The 20,506-nt window shown below is 40.9% G+C and carries 17 protein-coding genes; 13 read left to right on the top strand and 4 right to left on the bottom strand.

Going from position 1 to position 20,506, the window contains the following annotated elements; translation table 11 throughout:
- Positions 1 to 125: 125 nt before the first annotated feature.
- The gene (gene dnaA / locus HNP76_RS02145; RefSeq protein ID WP_184656990.1) at positions 126 to 1,637 is read right to left on the bottom strand and encodes a chromosomal replication initiator protein DnaA; all 1,512 of its coding nucleotides are present in this window, start codon (positions 1,635 to 1,637) and stop codon (positions 126 to 128) included.
- A 142-nt stretch (positions 1,638 to 1,779) separates the two neighbouring features.
- On the opposite strand from dnaA, the gene HNP76_RS02150 reads away from it, so the two are divergent.
- The 7 genes from HNP76_RS02150 to gyrA all read left to right on the top strand — a co-directional run bounded on the left by HNP76_RS02150 (position 1,780) and on the right by gyrA (position 8,705).
- The gene (locus HNP76_RS02150; protein WP_184656992.1) at positions 1,780 to 2,331 is read left to right on the top strand and encodes a hypothetical protein; all 552 of its coding nucleotides are present in this window, start codon (positions 1,780 to 1,782) and stop codon (positions 2,329 to 2,331) included.
- 3 nt (positions 2,332 to 2,334) lie between these two features.
- Positions 2,335 to 2,634 (top strand): STAS-like domain-containing protein, encoded by a 300-nt coding sequence (locus HNP76_RS02155; RefSeq protein WP_184656994.1) that lies wholly within the window; start codon positions 2,335 to 2,337, stop codon positions 2,632 to 2,634.
- 263 nt (positions 2,635 to 2,897) lie between these two features.
- Positions 2,898 to 3,353, top strand: a complete 456-nt coding sequence (locus HNP76_RS02160; protein WP_184656996.1) for a hypothetical protein — start codon at positions 2,898 to 2,900, stop codon at positions 3,351 to 3,353.
- A 42-nt stretch (positions 3,354 to 3,395) separates the two neighbouring features.
- Positions 3,396 to 3,587: a DUF4177 domain-containing protein gene (locus HNP76_RS02165; protein WP_184656998.1), complete on the top strand. Its 192-nt coding sequence runs from the start codon at positions 3,396 to 3,398 to the stop codon at positions 3,585 to 3,587.
- 57 nt (positions 3,588 to 3,644) lie between these two features.
- The gene (locus tag HNP76_RS02170) at positions 3,645 to 3,932 is read left to right on the top strand and encodes a hypothetical protein (protein WP_184657000.1); all 288 of its coding nucleotides are present in this window, start codon (positions 3,645 to 3,647) and stop codon (positions 3,930 to 3,932) included.
- Between the two features lie 282 nt (positions 3,933 to 4,214).
- Positions 4,215 to 6,179, top strand: coding sequence for a DNA topoisomerase (ATP-hydrolyzing) subunit B (gene gyrB / locus HNP76_RS02175; protein ID WP_184657002.1), 1,965 nt, complete (start codon positions 4,215 to 4,217; stop codon positions 6,177 to 6,179).
- A 12-nt stretch (positions 6,180 to 6,191) separates the two neighbouring features.
- Positions 6,192 to 8,705, top strand: a complete 2,514-nt coding sequence (gene gyrA / locus HNP76_RS02180; RefSeq protein WP_184657004.1) for a DNA topoisomerase (ATP-hydrolyzing) subunit A — start codon at positions 6,192 to 6,194, stop codon at positions 8,703 to 8,705.
- 2,672 nt (positions 8,706 to 11,377) lie between these two features.
- On the opposite strand, the gene pdxR is transcribed toward gyrA, so the two are convergent.
- On the bottom strand, positions 11,378 to 12,784 hold the full coding sequence (pdxR, locus tag HNP76_RS02185) for a MocR-like pyridoxine biosynthesis transcription factor PdxR (protein WP_184657006.1): 1,407 nt from the start codon (positions 12,782 to 12,784) through the stop codon (positions 11,378 to 11,380).
- Between the two features lie 94 nt (positions 12,785 to 12,878).
- Between pdxR and pdxS the strand changes: the two genes are divergently transcribed.
- A complete protein-coding gene (pdxS, locus tag HNP76_RS02190) occupies positions 12,879 to 13,754 on the top strand; it encodes a pyridoxal 5'-phosphate synthase lyase subunit PdxS (RefSeq protein WP_184657008.1) in 876 nt (291 codons plus the stop codon).
- Positions 13,755 to 14,324 carry a pyridoxal 5'-phosphate synthase glutaminase subunit PdxT gene (gene pdxT, locus HNP76_RS02195; RefSeq protein WP_184657010.1) on the top strand — a complete coding sequence of 190 codons (570 nt, stop codon included), beginning with the start codon at positions 13,755 to 13,757 and terminating at the stop codon, positions 14,322 to 14,324.
- Between the two features lie 11 nt (positions 14,325 to 14,335).
- Here the strand turns inward: pdxT and HNP76_RS02200 are convergent, their stop codons facing one another.
- Positions 14,336 to 15,244, bottom strand: coding sequence for an AraC family transcriptional regulator (locus HNP76_RS02200; RefSeq protein WP_184657012.1), 909 nt, complete (start codon positions 15,242 to 15,244; stop codon positions 14,336 to 14,338).
- A gap of 88 nt (positions 15,245 to 15,332) precedes the next feature.
- Here HNP76_RS02200 and HNP76_RS02205 point away from each other — a divergent pair, with 88 nt between their 5' ends.
- Complete coding sequence (locus HNP76_RS02205; RefSeq protein ID WP_184657014.1) at positions 15,333 to 16,670, top strand: MATE family efflux transporter; 1,338 nt, start codon at positions 15,333 to 15,335, stop codon at positions 16,668 to 16,670.
- 37 nt (positions 16,671 to 16,707) lie between these two features.
- On the top strand, positions 16,708 to 17,289 hold the full coding sequence (locus tag HNP76_RS02210; protein WP_246462660.1) for a BUD32 family EKC/KEOPS complex subunit: 582 nt from the start codon (positions 16,708 to 16,710) through the stop codon (positions 17,287 to 17,289).
- A 16-nt stretch (positions 17,290 to 17,305) separates the two neighbouring features.
- Here HNP76_RS02210 and HNP76_RS02215 read toward each other — a convergent pair whose 3' ends face one another.
- Positions 17,306 to 18,157, bottom strand: coding sequence for an AraC family transcriptional regulator (locus HNP76_RS02215; RefSeq protein WP_184657016.1), 852 nt, complete (start codon positions 18,155 to 18,157; stop codon positions 17,306 to 17,308).
- A gap of 112 nt (positions 18,158 to 18,269) precedes the next feature.
- Here HNP76_RS02215 and HNP76_RS02220 point away from each other — a divergent pair, with 112 nt between their 5' ends.
- Both HNP76_RS02220 and HNP76_RS02225 read left to right on the top strand, forming a co-directional pair.
- Entirely contained in the window at positions 18,270 to 19,445 is a 1,176-nt protein-coding gene (locus HNP76_RS02220) for an iron-containing alcohol dehydrogenase (RefSeq protein ID WP_184657018.1), read from the top strand.
- A gap of 21 nt (positions 19,446 to 19,466) precedes the next feature.
- Positions 19,467 to 20,498, top strand: coding sequence for an NAD-dependent epimerase/dehydratase family protein (locus HNP76_RS02225; RefSeq protein WP_184657020.1), 1,032 nt, complete (start codon positions 19,467 to 19,469; stop codon positions 20,496 to 20,498).
- The last annotated feature ends 8 nt before the right edge of the window (positions 20,499 to 20,506 follow it).

A 20,506-nucleotide genomic window follows, 5' to 3' on the forward strand; every position in this document is an offset into this window, starting at 1 on the left:
TCAACAAGTTTTCCACTTTTCCACATAAATAAAAGTTTTCCACACGAAATCCACAAGAATTTAGCAATGAATTCACAAATTTAAGCCAAAAAAATACCCCGAAATTTACATTCGGGGCAGGAAATTTAATTGCTTTTTGCAATCTGCTTGGACAGTGCCTTAATGATGTCTGAAATCGCAATGTCGCCGGTTTTAAGCCTATCTTCAATATTATTAATAGAAGAAATTACAGTTGAATGATCCCGGCCACCAAATTCTTCGCCGATTTCATCCAGGGAATATTCCGTAAGCTCACGGCAAAGATAAATCGCGATGTGACGAGGGACTGCGACAGTCTTTTTGCGGGAAGAACTCTTCAAATCATCAACCGAAACATTATAGAAATCACTTACGGCTTTCTGGATGTTTTCAACGCTTATGATTCCGCTTCCGGCCGGATTTATTGAATCGCTGAGCTGCTCTTTTGCTATTTCGAGAGTGAGATCCTTGTGCATTAATTCGGCATAACCAATCATGCGGGAGAGGGCACCCTCAAGTTCACGGACATTTGACTGGAAAGTCTGTGCGATAAGTTCCTTTACATCCTGAGGAATGGATTTTCCCTGGAATTCAAGTTTTTTATCGATGATTGCCAGACGCGTTTCGTAATCAGGAACCTTAAGGTCAATATTCTGACCGCGGCCGAACCTTGTCTTGAGTCGTTCTACGATGCCATTGATGTCTTTGAGGGGACGGTCACTTGTAAAGACAATCTGACCCTTTCTGTTGTAGATTTCATCGAAAGTGTAGAAGAGCTCGTCCTGCAGTTTTTCTGATTTTTCAAGGAACTGAATATCATCGAGAAGAAGGACATCGAGCTTACGGTATTTTTTGGTGAATTTATCGGTCGTGCGTTCACGGATTGAGGCCGTAAATTCGTTCATCATTGATTCAGTTGTGATGTAAGCGATTTTGAGTTTTGGATTGCGATAGTAAATTGAATTTCCGATAGCGACCATGAGGTGAGTTTTACCTACACCAGAAGGACCGTAAAGAAGAATCGGATTGTAGTTTTTGCTGCCGGGATTTTCTGCCGCTGCAAGACAGGCCTTGTAAGCATAATCACTGTTGTCGCCTGGAATAAAGTTTTCGAAAGTGAAGTCTTCAATCAGCTGGGAATGAGGCTCAATCTGCGGCTGACTTTTGACTTTTGGAGATGAAGAATATTCCGGAAGGTTAGTATCAAAAAAAATCTTTGTCTGAGTTTTTGAAGCTGAAGAAGATGATTCCTGAGGGTGATTTTCTTCGATTTTTGGAGATTCAGCAGATTCCTGCATAGACTGAGAATTTTGATTCTGAGAAGGCTGACTCTGATTAGAGGGCGACTGCGGAATAAAATTATAAATAGGCGAAAGATTTATATTCTGACCTGAAAGTTCCGTGATTTTTGACTGAATTTTAGAAACGTTGCCTTTCTGAACCATTCGATCCCATAAAAATTTTGAGGCAACACCAACCTTGATTTCAGAAATAGTGTCTTCAATATAAGAAAGATTGAAATTTAAAATGAATTCGTTTTCATTGCCTGATGATTTGTATTCTTCTCGAAGAAGATTCATTGCCTCTTCAAAAATTTCTTTGTAAAGCTGTTCTGACATATGGCTCATTTTAGAATGAAAGTCAGATTTTTTCCACTATATTGAATCTTAAAATTTTGGAGGGGAATAATATACTGTTTAGTGTTTTTGTTTTATAGATTTTATGAGAAATTGTGATATAATAAAGAAAAGGAAGAAAAATTTGATATCTGTAAAAGAAATAAATGAATTCATAAATAAAATAACTCAGATTAAGAAAGGTGATTTTTCAGAACTAATTTCAAAGACAAGAGATGTTTTTGATGCACGATTAGTATCTTATACTTCTCGAACTCAAAACTGGCTTTTAGGAGCCGTTATAGGTGAAATTGGAGCAAATACATTTGACCACAATTTTTCATTCAGAACAGAAGTTCCTAAAGGTGTTTTCTGTGATTTTGATTCAAATCCAGGTTATATTTTTTTATGTGATTTTGGTGTTGGACTTAAAACAACTCTTTCAAGGGTTTTAAAAGAAATTGATGATGACTCAAAAGCCATTGAAACAGCATTTACAAAACCTATTTCTGGGCGTGCTCCAGAAATGAGAGGAAACGGATTGAAATTTGTTATAAAATCGGTTGTTGAAAATCAATGGAATCTATTTTTTCAGTCTGGAAATGCTGTTTGCAATGCTGATAAAAATGGATATAGTTTTGAGAAATCTGATTATAATCATGATGGTTGTTTTTGTATTATTTCATGTAAGGAGTAAGAAATGATAGTTGATATGTCTTCTTTTGGAGAAATGCTTATGTCTCGTCCTGCTGGAAGAGAAGCCTTTTTGGGAGCTTCTGCATATATTTTTGAAAATTTAAAAGAAAATGATACTATTTCTCTTGATTTTGCGAATGTCAAAGTTCTTGCACCATCTTGGGCAGATGAATTTATTACAGGATTAAAAACTAAATACAAAGTGAAGATAGAATATTTGAATACTGAAAACGCTTCTGTTTCTGCATCTCTTAAAACGGTTCTCGAACCAATTGATGTAAAAAAATATCAAAGAGTAGGATAAAACTTCTCATATTTCTCGTTAATAGCATTCACCACCGTAAGAATTGCGTTTAAATCATTCTGCGAAAAACGTCGTAATCTGTTCAAATTTAAGTTCACTATCAATTCTTTCCCAAAAGTCCTTAGACTAATGTATGTCATGTGATTTTTTTTCACTTGTAAAAATTTTGTATTGATATATAATCAAATTCTAAATTGAGTAGTGATAATTACGCTTATATTTCAAATGACAATACTCAATGAAATAAAAAAAAATTACAAAAAATGAGACTTCGATTTTTAAAGAATTTGTTATTCAAATATTTTCTTTTCGGATATTTATGCCTTTTAGGAATTATAATTCTTTTAAGTGCTGCGTTTTTTGTTTATAAATCATTTCTGTTTCCAAAAAATCTTCTATCTTTGATTTTTGTATTGGCTGCACTTCCTGTTATAGCTCAGTTTTTCAGAATTCTTTTTTCTACTCATTATAAATATCGTTATTACAAAATTAGTTTGTACCGTTTAAAAACTCGTGGTTATAAAGATGAATATTTCGAATGTGAAATGCATGAACCATGTTTTAGGCTTATTATCCGTGATTTATTAATTTCGAATGGATTTTCAAAAGAATATTATGCATTATGTAAAAAATGCAATGGCAGAAATTTGCGTGTTGAAAGAGCAAAAGAAAAATTGCTCGCAAAAGTAATGAAAGAACACGCTGAAAAAGCTATTTAGTGCCTTTGGCATTAAAAATATATTTACAAAAAGGAGTAGGTTATGACTTACAAAGTAGAAGAAGTAAATGCAGGTCTTTGCACCGGTACACTTCGTGGAGCAGCAATTGAGGCTAAAATCAACAAAATGGCTGCTGAAGGCTGGAAATTCGAGCAGTATGAGACAATCATTGGTCGATGCTGTCTTATTTTTCCACGCTACAAGGCTGTAATTTGTTTTTCTAAAGAAAACTAAGATTTTTATAATGCGGATTCAGATTAAAAATGAATCCGTATTTTTAGGGAGTTTGTTATGCAATATGCTGTTGGTGCAATTCTTGGTTTAGTTGCAGGCATTTTTTTATATGTATTTTGGAAAAAGATTTTCGGAAAATATTTGCCTGATGAAGATTCGCTTTTGTTAAAAGTAATTTGTTGTGTATTATATATTTTCGCATGTCTTATCGCCGGCGTTCTTTTTGCGACTGGAAATAAATATGCGATTGGATTTAGCTTGATTATTTTGATTTTACTTTTGATTGTTACATATTGCTTCGGATTATATTACAAAGTAATTGCAACAAAGAAAATGAAATTTTAACTTTCTGGGCTAGGTAGTGAGACGGTCGCCGTAGGCGAAAAAAGTCGTGAGACGACTTTTTAGTCGAGTCTCGACGAAATCTGTGATTTCGGCGCGGTAGGAGACCCTAAACCCGACCTGCCGGTAGGCAGGTAGCCCCCAATTTCTAATTGCTCATCCCTGATTCCTAATTTTCCCTTATCCTTGTTTCTTTTTAAAAATTCTACTATAATATTCTTCTCTAAAAGTCTTTTCATGTCTTTTATCTAAAATCATAAATCTTTATTGTACAAGGAAATAAAAATGGCTGCTAATTATTCGGCGGGGAGTATTCAGGTTTTAAAGGGTCTTGAGGCTGTTCGCAAACGACCTGGTATGTATATTGGTTCAACTGGTCCGAAAGGCTTGCATCATCTTGTTTATGAGACTGTAGACAACTGTATCGATGAAGCTATGGCAGGCTATTGTGATAATATCGTGGTTGCACTTGAAAAGGACGATATTGTTCGCGTCGAAGATAACGGTCGAGGAATTCCTGTCGATATTCATCCTACAGAGAAAATTTCTGCCCTGGAACTTGTTTTGACCCGTCTTCATGCGGGCGGTAAATTCGATAAAAATGCTTATAAAGTTTCGGGCGGTCTGCATGGTGTAGGTGTTTCCTGCGTAAATGCCCTTTCTGACTGGCTTGAAGCTACTGTCTGCCGTGACGGTCACATCTATCGTCAGAAGTACGAGCGTGGAATTCCTGTTACAAAGGTAGAAGTCATCGGCGACACTCAGGCTCACGGAACTACAATCCGATGGAAGGCCGACAAAACTATTTTCACTGAGACTACGACTTATGATTTTGATGTTCTTTTGCAGCGACTCAAAGAGCTTGCTTTCTTGAACAGCGGAATCGTGATTACTTTCCGTGACGAGCGTCTTGAAACTCCAAAAGAAGATGTTCTCAAATATGAGGGCGGTATCGTTCATTATGTAAAGGAAATAAACGCCAACAAAAAAAGCAAGTTCTATTACCCGGAAGAACCGATTTACATCACGGGAGAAAAGGATAATGTAATCACTGAGCTTGCTTTCCAGTACAACGATTCTTATTCAGAAGATATTCATACTTATGTAAACGACATCAACACACGCGATGGTGGTACTCATCTTGACGGATTCAGAACTGCTTTGCTCTGGGTTTTGAACAAGGCTCTTGACGGCAACGAAAAGATGAAAAAGAAGATGCCTGACCGTGACGGCAAATTTGAGCCTGGTGAGGACAAAAAAGAAAAGCTTACCGGTGAAGATGTCCGAGCTGGATTGGCAGCCGTTCTTTCAATGAAAGTTCCTGAGCCGGAATTCGTCGGTCAGACAAAGGACAAGCTGGGTAACACGGAAGTCCGAACAATCGTTGATTCTCTCGTAAAAGAAAAGCTTACAATCTTCTTTGAATTGAATCCGACTGTTCTTGACCGCGTTCTTGAAAAGGCAATCGGTGAGGCTCTGGCACGAGTTGCAGCTCGAAGGGTAAAGGAAGCTACCCGTAAAAAGACTGTAGGTGCTGGTTTCCAGAAGCCGGAAAAACTTTCTGACTGTTCAATTAAAGACAATCCTGAAATCTGCGAAGTATACATAGTCGAGGGTGATTCTGCGGGCGGTTCTGCAAAGAAAGGCCGTGACTCAAAGACTCAGGCAATTCTTCCTCTCTGGGGAAAAATGCTCAACGTTGAAAAGGTCAGCCCGGAAAAAGTTATGGGCAATGATAAGCTTGACCCGGTTATCAAAACTTTGGGAACAGGATTCGGAAAAGACTTCAACATCGAAAAGCTCCGATATCACAAAATCATCATCATGGCCGATGCCGATGTCGACGGAAGCCACATCCGCACACTTCTGCTCACATTCTTCTTCCGCTATATGCCGCAGCTGATTGAGCACGGATATGTTTATCTTGCAATGCCTCCGCTTTTCAAAGTTCAGCTTGGCAAAAAAGAGCCTGTTTACTGCTACTCTGATCAGGAGCGTGATGATGCTCTTGCAGCACTTGGCGACCAGCGGGAAAAGGCTGACGTTCAGCGATATAAAGGTCTTGGTGAGATGGACGGTGAGCAGCTCTGGGAAACTACAATGGATCCTGCCCATCGAAAAATGCGCGTAGTTACAATCCCGGATGCCGAAGCCGCTGACAAGATTTTCAGCGTCTGCATGGGTGAGGAAGTAGAGCCGCGGCGTGAATTCATCGAAAGCAATTCAAGCTACGCTAATTTGGATATTTAAAAGGAAATATAAATGTTAGAAGAAGAAAAAACACCGGAAGGTGGAACAGTAATAAAAATTCCTATTGAAGATGAAGTCAAGCAGGCTTATATCGACTATTCGATGTCGGTAATTGTTCAGCGTGCCTTGCCGGATGTCCGTGACGGTCTCAAACCGGTTCACCGCCGAATCATGTACGCAATGGACACCCTTCACCTGGCTTCGGGCGGAAAGACTAAAAAATGTGCTACGATTGTCGGTGAAGTTCTGGGCCACTATCATCCTCATGGTGACGCTTCTGTTTATGATGCCCTTGTCCGTTTGGGTCAGGATTTTTCTCAGCGATATACGACTGTAACTCCTCAGGGTAACTTCGGTACGATTGCTGGTGACCCGGCTGCGGCTTACCGATACACTGAGGCCAAAATGTCAAAAATCACCGAAGAGATGGTTTCTGACATTTCAAAGAACACTGTCGATATGGTGGCAAACTTTGACGACACCACAAAAGAGCCGGCTGTTCTTCCTGGAAAATTTCCTTTCCTTCTTTGTAACGGTACGACTGGTATCGCCGTCGGTATGGCAACTAACATGCCTACCCACAACCTTCGTGAAGTAGCCACTGCAATTTCTGCCTACATCGATAACCCGGAAATTTCTATCGATGAACTGATGAAATACATCAAAGGCCCGGATTTCCCGACTGGCGGCACGATTTATGGCCGAGAGGGAATCAAAAAGGCTTACCGCACAGGCCGAGGTAAAATCACAATCCGCTCAAAATTCACTATCGAAACTGACAAGCGTGGTCATGAAAAAATCGTCTTCACAGAAGTTCCTTACGGCGTGAACACGACAAATATCATCAAGAAAATCAACCAGCTCAAAGACGATAAGATTATTGAGGGAATCGCCGACGCGAACGACGAAACTTCCGACCGCGTTGGTATGCGTCTTGTAGTCGAGCTTAAAAAGAATGCTGTCACAAAAATCATTTTGAACCAGCTTTTCTCAAAGACTGAATTGCAGGCAAATTTCGGCGTAATCAACCTTGCCCTTGTTCCTCAAGAAAAGGAAGGAACTCCAAGATACGACGAGCCTGGAATGCTCACTTTGAAGCCGACTTATCTTAAGCCTCAGATTCTTACACTCAAGCAGCTGATTCAGCATTTCGTAAATCACCGTGACGAAGTTATTACCCGCCGCACGATTTATGACTTGAAAGTCGCAAAGCACCGAATGCACATCTTGCAGGCTTTGATTACGGCAATCAACAACATCGATGAAGTAATCAAGATTATACGTGGAAGCGACACGACCGAGCAGGCTAAGCTTCGTTTGGAAGAAAGATTCAACTTCGATGACGAGCAGGCACAGGCAATCGTCGACATGCAGCTCAAACGCCTCACTCACTTGCAGATTGAGGATTTGCAGAAAGAAATCAAAGAACTTCAGGCCTTGATTGATCACTTGGAAGATTTGCTTGCTCACCACGAAAAGATTCTCGGAATTATCAAGGACGAGACAAACGAACTTGCAGATAAATACGGCGATGACCGCAAAACTGACATCGTTGCTGATGAAGTCGAAGAAATCAACACAGAGGACATGATTAAGGAAGAAGAAGTCGTCGTGATGATTTCAAAGATGGGCTACATCAAGCGAGTTCCTCTCACACTCTACAAAGCTCAGAGTAGGGGAGGGAAGGGCAGCCTGAGTGCCAACCTCATCGAAGACGATTACATCAACCAGATTTTCATCGCCACAACAAAATCATACATCACATTCATGACAGACGAAGGAAAGGCTTACTGGATTAAAGTCCACGAGATTCCAGAGTCTAGCCGTTCAAGCCGTGGTTCAAGCGTTAAGTCTCTCCTGCAGCTTTCTGCGGACGAGGAAATCACGACAATCGTAACCATGAAAGAATTCAGCGAGGATCAGTACATTTTCATGGCGACTGCAAACGGCGTTGTCAAAAAATGCCAGACTACAGAGTTCTCAAACGCAAAAACACGCGGCGTAATCGCAATCAAGCTCAAGGACGGCGATAAATTAGTATCTTCTATTTTGACTAGCGGAAATAAAGAAGTTATGCTTGTCACCCGTAGAGGTCAGGCTCTCCGCATAAATGAGGAAGATGTAAGGCCAATGGGTCGTGCAAGTGCCGGTGTAACTGGAATCCGACTTTCACAGGGTGATGAACTTGCAGCCGCAATCTGTGTCGAAGAAGGCAAAGACGCTCTCGTAATCACCGAAAAAGGTATCGGAAAGCGAGTTGACTTTGAGGAATTCGGTCAGCATGGCCGTGGAACCGGCGGACAGCGCATTTTCAGCAATACGGACAACAAGGGCGAGATTATCGGAGCAATCGCTGTTTCTGAGGATGCCGAAGTTATCTGTATGACTGGCCAGGGAAAAACTCTCCGAATTAAAGCTGCTGATGTTTCAAAGCAGGGTAGGGGAGCGAGTGGTACAAGAGTCATCAATATTGATTCGCCAGACTATGTTGTTGGATTCGACAGCGTAGCCCAGGAAAAGGAATAAAACAAAAGAGGAAACGCCACCTTTTTGCAAAAGGTTTCTTTTCCTCTTTTAATCTCTTTTTCTTCCAAAACTAAATGAAGCCGTGTGTCAATTTATGATGCACGGCTTTTTTTTTATGAAAAAATAAAATGCCTTAGTGTGAATTTGAAATTTGAGTTTGGAATTTACGCTATAGATAGTGTATGAAGACGAAAAATAATTTTGCACTATCGGTAGGTAGACATTTATTTAGAATTTTGCTGATGTTTCACATGAAACATGCCGATAATAATTTCCTAAAAAATGCAAAAATTTTAAACTTTTTTGCTGACAAAAGTTCGTTTGTAATATACAATGTAAATGGGGATTAGGTAGTGAAAATCAGTCATTCTCCTTTTCGTTCATATCATAGTGGCTGATTAATAACCATCAGGCGGCCGAAGGAGCTAAAGAGCTTCTTCGGCTTTTTTTTTGTTTCACATGAAACATTTTGGCGAAAAATAGCAGGTAAAAACTCTTTTCTCCAGCATCGTGAATATTTGAATAAACGAATTGTAATAATATGTTTCACATGAAACAATTTTGTATAAGATGCTTAGAATTGAAGTTTTTCGATAGATGGAAGAATAAATTAGCAGATTTTGAATAAGCGGTAGAAAAAAGAAAAAGTTTGGTAGGAAGTAATTTGAATTGACTCTGATCTAAAATAAACAACTCGCAGAGTTATAGCCTGGATAATTCTGGCGGCATGTAGATTTTTTAGCTGTAAAAGATTTCTTCCTCTAGTCAAAATCGGTAAAGAAAATATCTTGTAGTCGTAAAGTAAATCATAGAAAGTGTTCAGAGTTTAAGTAAAATCGAAAATGATTTTTTTGGCTGCAGGGTGAAAAGAGAATCGACTTAGTGAAAGAGTGTAATCGTAAAGAGAATTTGTAAGGGATTTTTTTATAAGCGTAAGCCGGATCAGAAATATGAGTTGAAGAATTTTTGTGTTTGTAAAGGAACAATTTTTTCTTATAGTTTGAAAATAAAAAAACTTAGTGGGCTCTCTTGTCTGTAATCAGGAAAATCTCAAATGACATGGATCTGGTAAAGAGTCTTCATCTGTTAAAGTGTGGCTGGTAAATTTCTTATGTTTATATAGGAAAATGTGCAAAAAATCTTTGTGATTATGATTGAGGTGAAGTTGCTCGAAAGCGCTATGTTTATTTTGCAGTCATATTTGAATTAGAAATCTACATTCAGCTTATAATGTTTCATGTGAAACAATTTTATTCGTGTTTACTGATTAAAATCAAAATGAGTTTGTTTTTCTGATAGTTTTATTTCCCCACTAAAACCTTCCAGGATCAGATGATTATTTCTCCTTTTTTTGCTTATTTCCAAATCCTTCTCTTATTGATATTCCAACGAAAACTAGAGCTATGAAAAATGATTTTAGATACAAATCGAGAAAAGCTTTTTTTAATCAGAAATATTCTTCAATAAGAAAAATATTGCCCGGAATGATATATTTAATTGTCAAAAACCTGGATAATTCGAAGGGTATTATAAAATATTTGGAAACCAATTCTCTTTTAGAGCGGCACTCGTAATATGTACGAATCTTCCATTTATTTCCCCAATAAAAGTCAAAATGCCTAGAAATACGATAAATTCTGCTTTATATACCTGCTATTTTGAAAGATTATCGTTTTAATTCGCTACTATTTTAAGGGAAAAGTATTTTGAAGAAATAGCGAGATTGCCTGTCCATATCTCTGCTATTTTAATAAGGAAAAAGAAATCTTCTGTTCTTATTTCTATTATTTTGATTAAAGGCAGGAGATTCTTTTCTTATTTCTGCTTCTTTGGAGAGAATACACGATAATCTGCTCATATCTCTGTTGTTTTGGGAAGTTTTCCTGCCTAGGTTGCTGCTTTTTAAGTCAAAGCTCTGTAGCTGGTCAATTTAATAAAATCCTGATAAGAAAGTCTGTTTTTCGTTCAATTTATTTGTTTCACATGAAACAATTGGGTAGATAATAGTTTGAAATTTCAAATAAAGCTCTCTTTTATCTGCATCTTCCCAGAGGTTTTCGGAATGAAATCTTTGAATCTGAGGTTTTTAGAACCAGACATGATTCCTTAAAAGACGCAACTAATAAAATAGGGTAGGGAATTACAAAGTTAATGTTTCATGTGAAACAGAAATCTTGGATAAGAAGTTATTCAGAGCCGCTTCTCTCTGTTTCACATGAAACTTCAGGATAAGTATCTTTTCCACACTTTGTTTAAAATTTGTGGAGAAGTTTGACTTATTAACAAGTTTTGCACAAATTGTGGAAAACTAAGAAACGTTGGTTTGTTTTATAAACATAAAATGTGGAATGTTTCATGTGAAACGTTGTAGTTGCCACTTACTTTTCCACGAAATGTTTAAAACTTGTGGAAAACTTCATACTCCCTAGCGATAGTAAGGATTTTAAAGTCTTCCCAGTCTATTTCATGCAAAAATCTTTAAACTCACTTTCGTTCGATTGGAATTTTATAGATGCCTGGGAAATTTCATGTCACAAAGGCAAAAAACGCCTTTCGTTAGGTAGTTTTTTGAACTTCTTCTCCTTAATTGTTTCCTTTCGTTTGTTAGGAGCTTTCCGCTCTTCTGAAAAAATTAACTAAGGTTCGGTCTCTTTTTTAGGAAAGGCGCTGTCTTAAATCAGGGCTTCCCTTAGTTTTTTTAGTGAGGAATTCAGTTTTTCCATGTCGATGCTTGAGTAGTTGAGGATGAACTCGTGGGAGCTCTGGGGCTTGTCGTTCATCTCGAAATCGCTTATTGAGCTTATAAGAATCCCTTTTGAGCTGAGTATTTCCTTGAATTGTTCGTCTGTGAGGGGCGTGTTGAATTTCAGGATAAAGTGCAGGCCGGAATCATTTTCAATAATCTGGCATTCGTTTTCGGAGAAATATCTTTTTATTGCCTCAATTATTCTTGCTCGCTTTCGTCCGTAGTGGAGCCTCATCCGGTTGATGTGCTTTTCAAAAAATCCCTTGCTTATAAAGGAAGCCAGCGTGTACTGCTCAAAAGTCGAGACTGTGCATGAGTAAAAGGCCAGTTTCTGATAAAAAAGATTCGCCAGTTTTTCCGGTAAAATCATGTAGCTGATTCGGATTGTCGAGGCCAGGGATTTTGAAAATGTGTTCATGTAAATTACTTTACCGAAAATATCCAGACTGAAAAGTGGCGGGAGAGGCTTTCCCTTCAGGCGGAATTCGCTGTCGTAATCGTCTTCTATTATGTAGTTTTCTTCGCTTTCGTTTGCCCATGCGAGCATTTCATAGCGGCGGCTGGCAGGCATACAGATTCCGGTCGGGAAGTGGTGTGTGGGGCTGATGTGGGCTATCTGTCCGTTCGCAGAGCGGAGTTTTTCAATTGAAAGACCTTGCTCATCCATGTCTACGGCAAGACACTTTGCTCCGTTGGATTCATAAATCTTTTTGAGCTTTTTATAGCCGGGGTTTTCGATGCAGTAAGTTTTATCATTTCCAAGCAGTTTGGTTAAAAGCCCGTAAAGATATTCGGTTCCAGCTCCCACGATAATCTGATCGGGATTCACGCTCATTCCCCGGAAAGATTCAAGATGATTTGCGATTGCTTCCCTTAATTCCCGGACACCGCCGCAGGGAGAGACTTCAAGCAGCTGGCTTTCATTTTGTGAGATTATTTCGCGAAGGATTTTTGCCCAGATTGAAAAGGGAAAATTCTCTTTTTCGACGCGGTTTGATGAAAAGTCAAAAAAGTCAGAATCTATGCCTCTTTCGTGAATGTTTATCTTTGCTTCTGATTTGGGAACGGATTTAGGCTTAAGCTCATTGATGTTTTCGATTTCAGCGACAAAATATCCTCTCTTTGGAAGTGAATAAATATAGCCCTCGCAGATTAACTGGTCATACGCATTTTCAATCGAAATGGTACTAATTCCAAGATTTTGGGCGAGGCTTCTTTTTGAGGGAAGTTTTTCGTTGGCTTTTAGTTTTCCTGACTGGATATCTTCCCGTATAAACTGATAAAGCGATTTGTAAAGAGGTCCTTTTGCTTCTGAAAGATTGTAGCTGAGCATTTTTTAAATTCCTTCTGGCATATAGAATTTTATCAAATTGAATATTTTCCTAATGCCAGTATCTTTATAACATATTTTTCGTTCAGGGGGAACTATGGAAAACAAACAATATGAATTGAACAAGGGACTTGCCCAGATGTTGAAGGGCGGCGTAATTATGGATGTCACTACACCGGAGCAGGCTGTGATTGCTGAAAAAGCCGGAGCCTGTGCTGTAATGGCTTTGGAGAGAATTCCTGCGGATATCCGTGCGGCTGGCGGTGTTTCGAGAATGAGTGATCCAAAGATGATTAAGGGTATTCAGGATGCAGTTTCGATTCCTGTAATGGCAAAATGTCGTATCGGTCACTTTGTTGAGGCTCAGATTCTTGAGGCGATTGAGATTGATTATATTGATGAATCGGAAGTCCTTTCTCCGGCAGATGATGTCTATCATATCAATAAGCTGGAATTTAAAGTTCCGTTTGTGTGCGGTGCGCGGGATTTGGGCGAGGCTCTGCGACGAATCAACGAGGGCGCTTCGATGATAAGGACTAAGGGTGAACCTGGAACCGGTGATGTCGTTCAGGCTGTCCGCCACATGCGTAAGATGAACAGCGAGATTGCAAGACTCAGCTCAATGCGCGAGGACGAGCTTTTTGAGGCGGCTAAGGCCCTTCAGGTTCCTTATGAATTGGTTCAATTTGTCCACAAGAATAAAAAACTACCTGTCGTTAATTTTGCGGCTGGTGGCGTTGCGACTCCGGCCGATGCGGCCCTGATGATGCAGCTTGGTGCGGAAGGTGTTTTTGTCGGCTCAGGAATTTTCAAATCTGGAAACCCGGAAAAACGGGCCCAGGCAATCGTTAAGGCCGTTACGAATTTCCGTGATGCAAAACTGATTGCCGAGTTGTCCGAGGACTTGGGCGAGGCTATGGTCGGAATCAACGAGAGCGAAATCAAGCTGATTATGGAAGCAAGAGGTCAGTAAATGAAGATTGGTGTTCTTGCGGTTCAGGGGGCTTTTATCGAGCATGAAAGAATGCTTGAGCGGCTTGGCGCCCAGACTGTCGAGCTGCGGAAAAAATCTGACATCACGGAAAATGTTCTGGACGGACTTGTGCTCCCGGGTGGAGAAAGTACGGTTCAGGGAAAACTTCTTCGTGAGCTTGATATGTTTGATTCGATAAAGGCTCTGATTGAAAAGGGTACTCCGGTTCTTGCGACTTGTGCAGGAATGATTCTGCTTGCCCGGCATATTTCAGGAGATTCCTCCGTCCATTTGGGAACGCTGCCTGTGACAGTCAAAAGAAATGCCTATGGCCGCCAGCTTGGAAGTTTCGTGACGAAAGGCGATTTCAAGGGCCTGGGGGAATTTGAAATGACTTTTATCCGTGCTCCTTATGTCGAAAAAAGCGAAAGTGATGAAGTTGAGCTTCTTTCCGAGGTCGCAGGAAAAACTGTCGCAGTCCGCTATAAGAATCAGATTGCGCTGGCTTTCCATCCTGAGGTCGGGGAAGACACAAGGATTCATGAGCTCTTTTTGAAGATGATAAAATAGACAAACGCTCGTTAGTTGATTTTTGATTTGGCTGCCTTCCGATATTCCAGCGGGGTGCAGCCAAATTTTTTTCTGAAGGCTCGGATGAAATATGAAATGTTTTCAAAACCGTTTTTGATTGCGGCCTCTGTCACTGAAAAGTTCCCGGAAGAAAGAAGTTCCGCTGAGGCTTCCAATCGGTAGTCATTGAGATACTGAATGTAGCTCATTCCAGTCTGTGAGCGGAAAATGCTCATGAAGCGGCTGGGCGAAACTGAGCAGATGGATGCGGCTTCTTCAATCGTAATCCTTTCGGAAAAATGTTCGGCAGTGTAGGAAAGAATTTTTTTGAGCCTTTCCGTGTTGATTCTTTCCCGCTCACTTTGATTTTTATTGGCTCCCTCGTTCAAATCATGATTTATGATTATATGAAGGATTTCAAAAAGTCGGGCTTTTATCATCAGTTCATAGCCGGAATATTTTTCGGCGCGGTGCAGGACTAAATCCTTTACAAGCGGAAGAATCTGGGAATTCAGACTGCTGTCTTTTTTTAGATGGTAATTTTTTAAAATCACGTTTTCTGAAATCCGCGAAAAATACTGGCGGCTGCAGTGGGAATCAGGGTTTTCTTCAAGCAGCGAAAATGAAAAGAGAATGTTGAAATATTCCACGTTGAAATTTTCCTGCTGCTCCATCGAATGAATTGCTCCGCTGGGAATTAAAATCATGTCATCCTTTTCGCAAAGATATTTCCGGCCGTTGACTGTAAAAATTCCCTGTCCAAAGGTGACCAGGATAATTTCAAATTCATCGTGCCAGTGCAGGGGAAAGTACAAAAGCCATTCAGGAATGCGCGCGTGATAGACGATGTAGGGGAAAGTCTTTTTGCCGTGAGAAGTTTTTTCATGAAGTGATTCGCGTGATTCCCGTAAATTTTTCATTTGTTTCTAAAATTATAATAGTTTTGTGTTATAAAATCGCTATTATTTTGCAAGATTTTAGTAAAAACTGATTGTATTATGCCAATATATGGACAAAGAATTCAAGAAGAAATTAACTGATATTGCTCTGCCGATTACGGTTCAGACTCTTATGCATTCCTCGCTTTCCCTGATTGATCAGATTATGATTGGCTCTCTTGGTAGTGCCTGTATCGCTGGAATCGGGCTTGCCGGGAAATTTACCTCGCTTTTTTCAGTCACGGTGTCGGCAATTGTTGCGGCGGCCGGAATCCTGATTTCCCAATATGTCGGGGCGAAAAATGAAAGGGGCGTGAGGGACAGCTTTTATCTGCCCCTGTATTTTTCACTGATTTTTGTCGTGGGATTTACTCTCGCTTCGCTTTTTGCTCCAAATCAGATTATGGCTTTTTATGCCGATGATTCCGAGACGATTTCAAAGGCAGCCCTTTATCTCAGATGGCGTGCGGCCGGCTATTTCCCGGAAATCCTTACGATGTTTGTTTCGACTCTGCTTCGTAATATGAACCGGGCAAAGCTTCCGGCTGTAGCAGGCGTTGTCGCAATTATTACGAATACGCTGCTCAACTGGCTCTTGATTTTTGGAATTGGTCCTCTCCCGAGAATGGAAGAATCCGGTGCTGCGATTGCAACTGTTCTTTCTCATGTGATTGAAATGCTGATTGTTGTTGCATTGTTTATCCGTGAAAAGAAAAAGCAGAATCTCTTTTTACATCCGGCCCTTACTTTTTCAAGGGAATTCGTCAAAAATGCGGCCTTTATTCTTGCTCCGATTCTTGTGGGAGAATTTCTCTGGTCGCTCGGTGAAAACATGTATGCGGTGATTTACGGCCATCTGGGAACGGAACCTTGCGCCGCCATGACTTTGATGTACCCGATTCAGGGAATTGCAATCGGTGCCCTCTGCGGAGTTTCATCGGCTTCTGGAATCATCGTGGGAAACTCGCTGGGTGCAAATGATGAGAAAAAGGCCTGGTCCCAGGCGATAGATTTTGTCCGCCTTACGGTTACTGCCGGAATCATAATCGGATTGATCGTGTGTCTCCTTTCTCCGCTTTATGTGAAGCTTTTCAATGTTGCCCCAGAAACAAGGGCTGTTACGGTAAAAATTCTTGCGGCCTTTGCCTTTGTCTTTACGGCAAAAGTCTTCAACATGGTAATTGGCGGCGGAGTTTTGCAGTCAGGCGGTCAGACAAAATTCATGACGGCCGTAAACATAATCGGAACCTGGGGAGCCGGAGTCCCCCTTGGATTTGCTACGGCTTACTTCTTCAAGCTTCCGATCTGGTGGGTCTATTTCTTCCTCTCGCTGGAAGAATTTGTCCGTGTCGGAATCAGCATCTGGCTCTTAAAAAGCAGGCGCTGGATGAAAAATGTAGCGGTCTAGGGTAAAATTCATTATCCTTGAGGCAGGAAAGTCAGTCATGGAAAATATGGAAAAAATCGAAAGTCTTTTTGTGAATCAGAATGAATATAAAATCATCAGGCTGCTTGGGCATGGAAAGGGCGGATATTCCTATCTTGCAGAAAAGGCGGACTCTTCGGAATCTGAAAAAGTTGTCCTGAAGCAGATTCATCATGAGCCTTGCAGCTATTATACTTTCGGAAATAAAATCGAATCTGAGCAGAAAGACTACAAACGCCTTTGCGATGCCGGAATCAGAATCCCCAAAATGCTGGACATTGATCTTGAAAACGAAAGAATCGTAAAGGAATTCATCGACGGAGAAACGATTTTTGACCTGGTAAAAAATGGCGGAATGAAGGAAGAATATCTGAGTCTGGCTCGTCAGATGGCAGAAAGAGCAAAAGAAGCCGGGCTTAACATTGATTATTTTCCAACAAATTTCGTCGTTCAAAAGAATGCAGATTCTGGCGAGGAAGAGATTTTTTACATCGATTATGAATGTAACGATTACATGGAAGAATGGAATTTCGAGAACTGGGGAATAAAATACTGGTCTAAGACTTCGGAATTTCTGGATTATCTGTCAAAATCTAACTAAGGTTCGTTAGCTTGGTCTATTCCTGCTTGTTCTGAGAGCGCATCTTTCTGTATTGGCGGGGGCTGCAGCCTGTTCGTTCGTGGAAGAGCTTGTTGAAGGTCGTTGTTGACTGGAAGCCGGCTTCAAAGGCACAGTCAGTGACGGAAAGGCTTTCATTTTCCAAAAGATTGATTGCGTTTTGCACGCGGATTCCTGCGAGGTAGGAAGGAAAACTCATCTTTGTGTATTCGTTAAAAAGCTTGGAAAAATAATACTGGCTTAAGCCGGTTTTTTCTGCAACTTCGGCCTGGGTAATGTTTTCAGCGGAATGTTCTGCGATGTAGCTGCAGGCGTAGCGGATATATTCCCAGAGCCGGTCAGAAAAATTCTCGTTGCCCAGGCTCTGCTGGTGTTCCTTCAAAATAAAATCGCCCAAAATCAAAAGAATTTCGTAGACCAAAAGCTTGCAGCGGGTTTCAGTGAAATACTGGGTATTTTTCTGCATGTCACGGATTTGATAGATTAAATCCTCAATTTTTGCTGCCAATTCCGGATTTTCTTTTCTTTTGAGAATGTGACATTCGTTCAAAAAGTGGGAGGCGGCTGCAAAATCAGAATTGCTTTCCAATAAATAGGACGAGAACTGAATTAAAACCAGACCGTTTTCCTGAGTGTGCACGACTTCGTGAAGTTCCCGGGGCCAGACAAGAAGAATATCGCCTTTTTCGGGGGCATAAAGTCTTCCGTCAATCTTATATTTGCATCCGTCTTTTAAAATCAAAATGAATTCTGCGGCATTATGCCAGTGAGAAGGAAAGGAAGTTGGAATTCCTTCGTTTGTAAATGAGACTCCATGAATGTGAGGGTATTTGATTATTTCTTTCTGCATTCTGATTTCAGGCGACTATTTAAATATAGCAAAAAATGGGCAGTTTTCAATAAAAATCTTCTATTTTTTTCGGAAAAGTGGACTTATCCTAAAAGGGAAGGAGATTTAGACTATGGAAAATTTTACTTTTTATTCACCGACTTTTTTTGTTTTTGGAAAGGAATCTGAAAATCAGACAGGAGAATATGTAAAGAAATTTGGCGGAAGCAAGGTCTTGATTCACTTTGGCGGAAGCAGCGCAAAAAAATCAGGACTTTTGGACAGAGTTGAAGCTTCTTTGAAAAAAGAGGGAATTTCTTTTGTGGAGCTGGGCGGCGTAAAACCAAATCCACGAAGCGGTCTTGTTTATGAAGGAATCGAGCTTTGCAAAAAAGAGAAGGTTGATTTTATCCTCGCTGTCGGCGGCGGAAGTACGATTGACTCAGCAAAAGCCATTGCGGCAGGCGTTCTTTATGACGGTGATTTCTGGGATTTTTACAGCGGAAAGCCGATTGAAAAAGCCCTTCCGATTGGAACAGTCCTCACAATTGCGGCTGCCGGAAGCGAAGGAAGCCCGGACTCTGTAATCACAAAAGAAGAAGGAATGTTCAAGCGCGGCGCAAGCGGAAACGCAATCCGCCCGAAATTCAGCATCTTAAATCCGGCACTTACCCAGACTCTGCCACCACATCAGACTGCGGCCGGAATCACAGACATTATGGCTCATCTTTACGAGCGCTACCTTACAAATACAAAGGAAGTTGAAGTTACTGACCGTCTGATTGAAGCCCTTTTGCTTACGATGAAGCATGAAGGACCGCGCGTAATCGCTGATCCAAACAACTACGAGGCACGCGCCAACATCATGTGGGCTGGAATGATGGCTCACAACAATTCTTGCGGTGTCGGACGAAGCCAGGACTGGAACAGCCACAACATCGAGCATGAGCTTTCTGCCCTGTACGACTGCGCTCACGGTGCAGGTCTTGCGGTAACAATGCCGGCTGTCTTCAAATATGTCATGAACCATAACGTAATGCGCTTTGCCCAGGTTGCGACCCGCGTCTGGGGCTGCCAGATGGATTTTGAGCACCCGGAAGTTACGGCTCTTGAAGGAATCAATGCCTTGCAGTCTTTCCTTGTTTCTCTTGGAATGCCGAAGAATTTCAGTGAGCTTGGAGCAAAAGAAGAGGATATTCCAAAACTGGTTGAAGTCCTCTGTCGGGGAGACGGACGACCGGGCTCAATCACTGGATTCGTAACGCTTAACGAAGACGACTGTACTAAAATCTACAAAATGATGGTTTAAGGAAAATTTTGGGGGAACTTTATGGCAAAATCAAAGGCTTTATTCATAGGTGGAACGGGAACAATCTCTTCTGCAATCGTAAGGGAACTTTCACAACGGCCGGATTGGGAAGTCTGGCTTTTGAACCGCGGAAGTAGGGCGGCTGAGGTTTCTTCCAATGTTCATCAGATTGTCTGCGACATTTCCAACGAGGAAGATGCCCGCAAAAAGCTTGCTGGAATGGAATTTGACGTCGTAAATGAGTTCATTGGCTTTGTTCCAGAGCAGGTTGAACGCGATTACCGGCTCTTTAAGGGAAAGACAAAGCAGTATATCTATATTTCTTCGGCTTCAGCATACGCAAAACCTGCTGCAAATTATGTGATTACCGAAGGCACGACTCTTTCAAATCCTCACTGGGAATATTCCAGAAACAAAATTGCCTGCGAAGAATTCCTTTTCAAAAAATATCGCGAAGAGGGCTTTCCTGTAACGATTGTCCGCCCCAGCCACACTTACGACGAACGTCACATTCCGCTTGGCGTGCACGGAAAAAAGGGCTTTTATCAGGTCATTAAGCGGATGATGGACGGGAAACCTGTAATCATTCAGGGAGACGGAACTTCCCTCTGGCATGTAACCTTCAACAAGGATTTTGCGACCGGTTATATCGGCCTCATGCTGAACAGACATGCAATAGGCGAGGCATTTCAGATTACCGGCGACGAAGTTCTTTCCTGGAATCAGATTTATCAGACGATTGCAGATGCGCTTGGAGTAAAACTGAATGCTTATCACGTTGCTTCTGATTATCTGAGTGCTGCAGGTGATAAGTTAGGCTTTGATTTTGAAGGAAGCCTTATCGGCGACAAGTCAGTTTCGGTTGTTTTTGACAATTCAAAGCTCAAACGCCTTGTTCCAAAAATGACAACGACAATCCCTTTCCATGACGGAGTTCGCCTTGCGCTTGATTACGTTATGTCTCATCCCGAATGCCAGATTTTGGACGAAGAATTTGATTCCTGGTGCGACAAAGTGATTTCAGCACTGGAAGAAAGCAAAAAGAATTTTTAAGTTTTGTA

This window comes from Treponema ruminis, from assembly GCF_014201975.1.
In the GTDB taxonomy this organism is placed as follows: domain Bacteria; phylum Spirochaetota; class Spirochaetia; order Treponematales; family Treponemataceae; genus Treponema_D; species Treponema_D ruminis.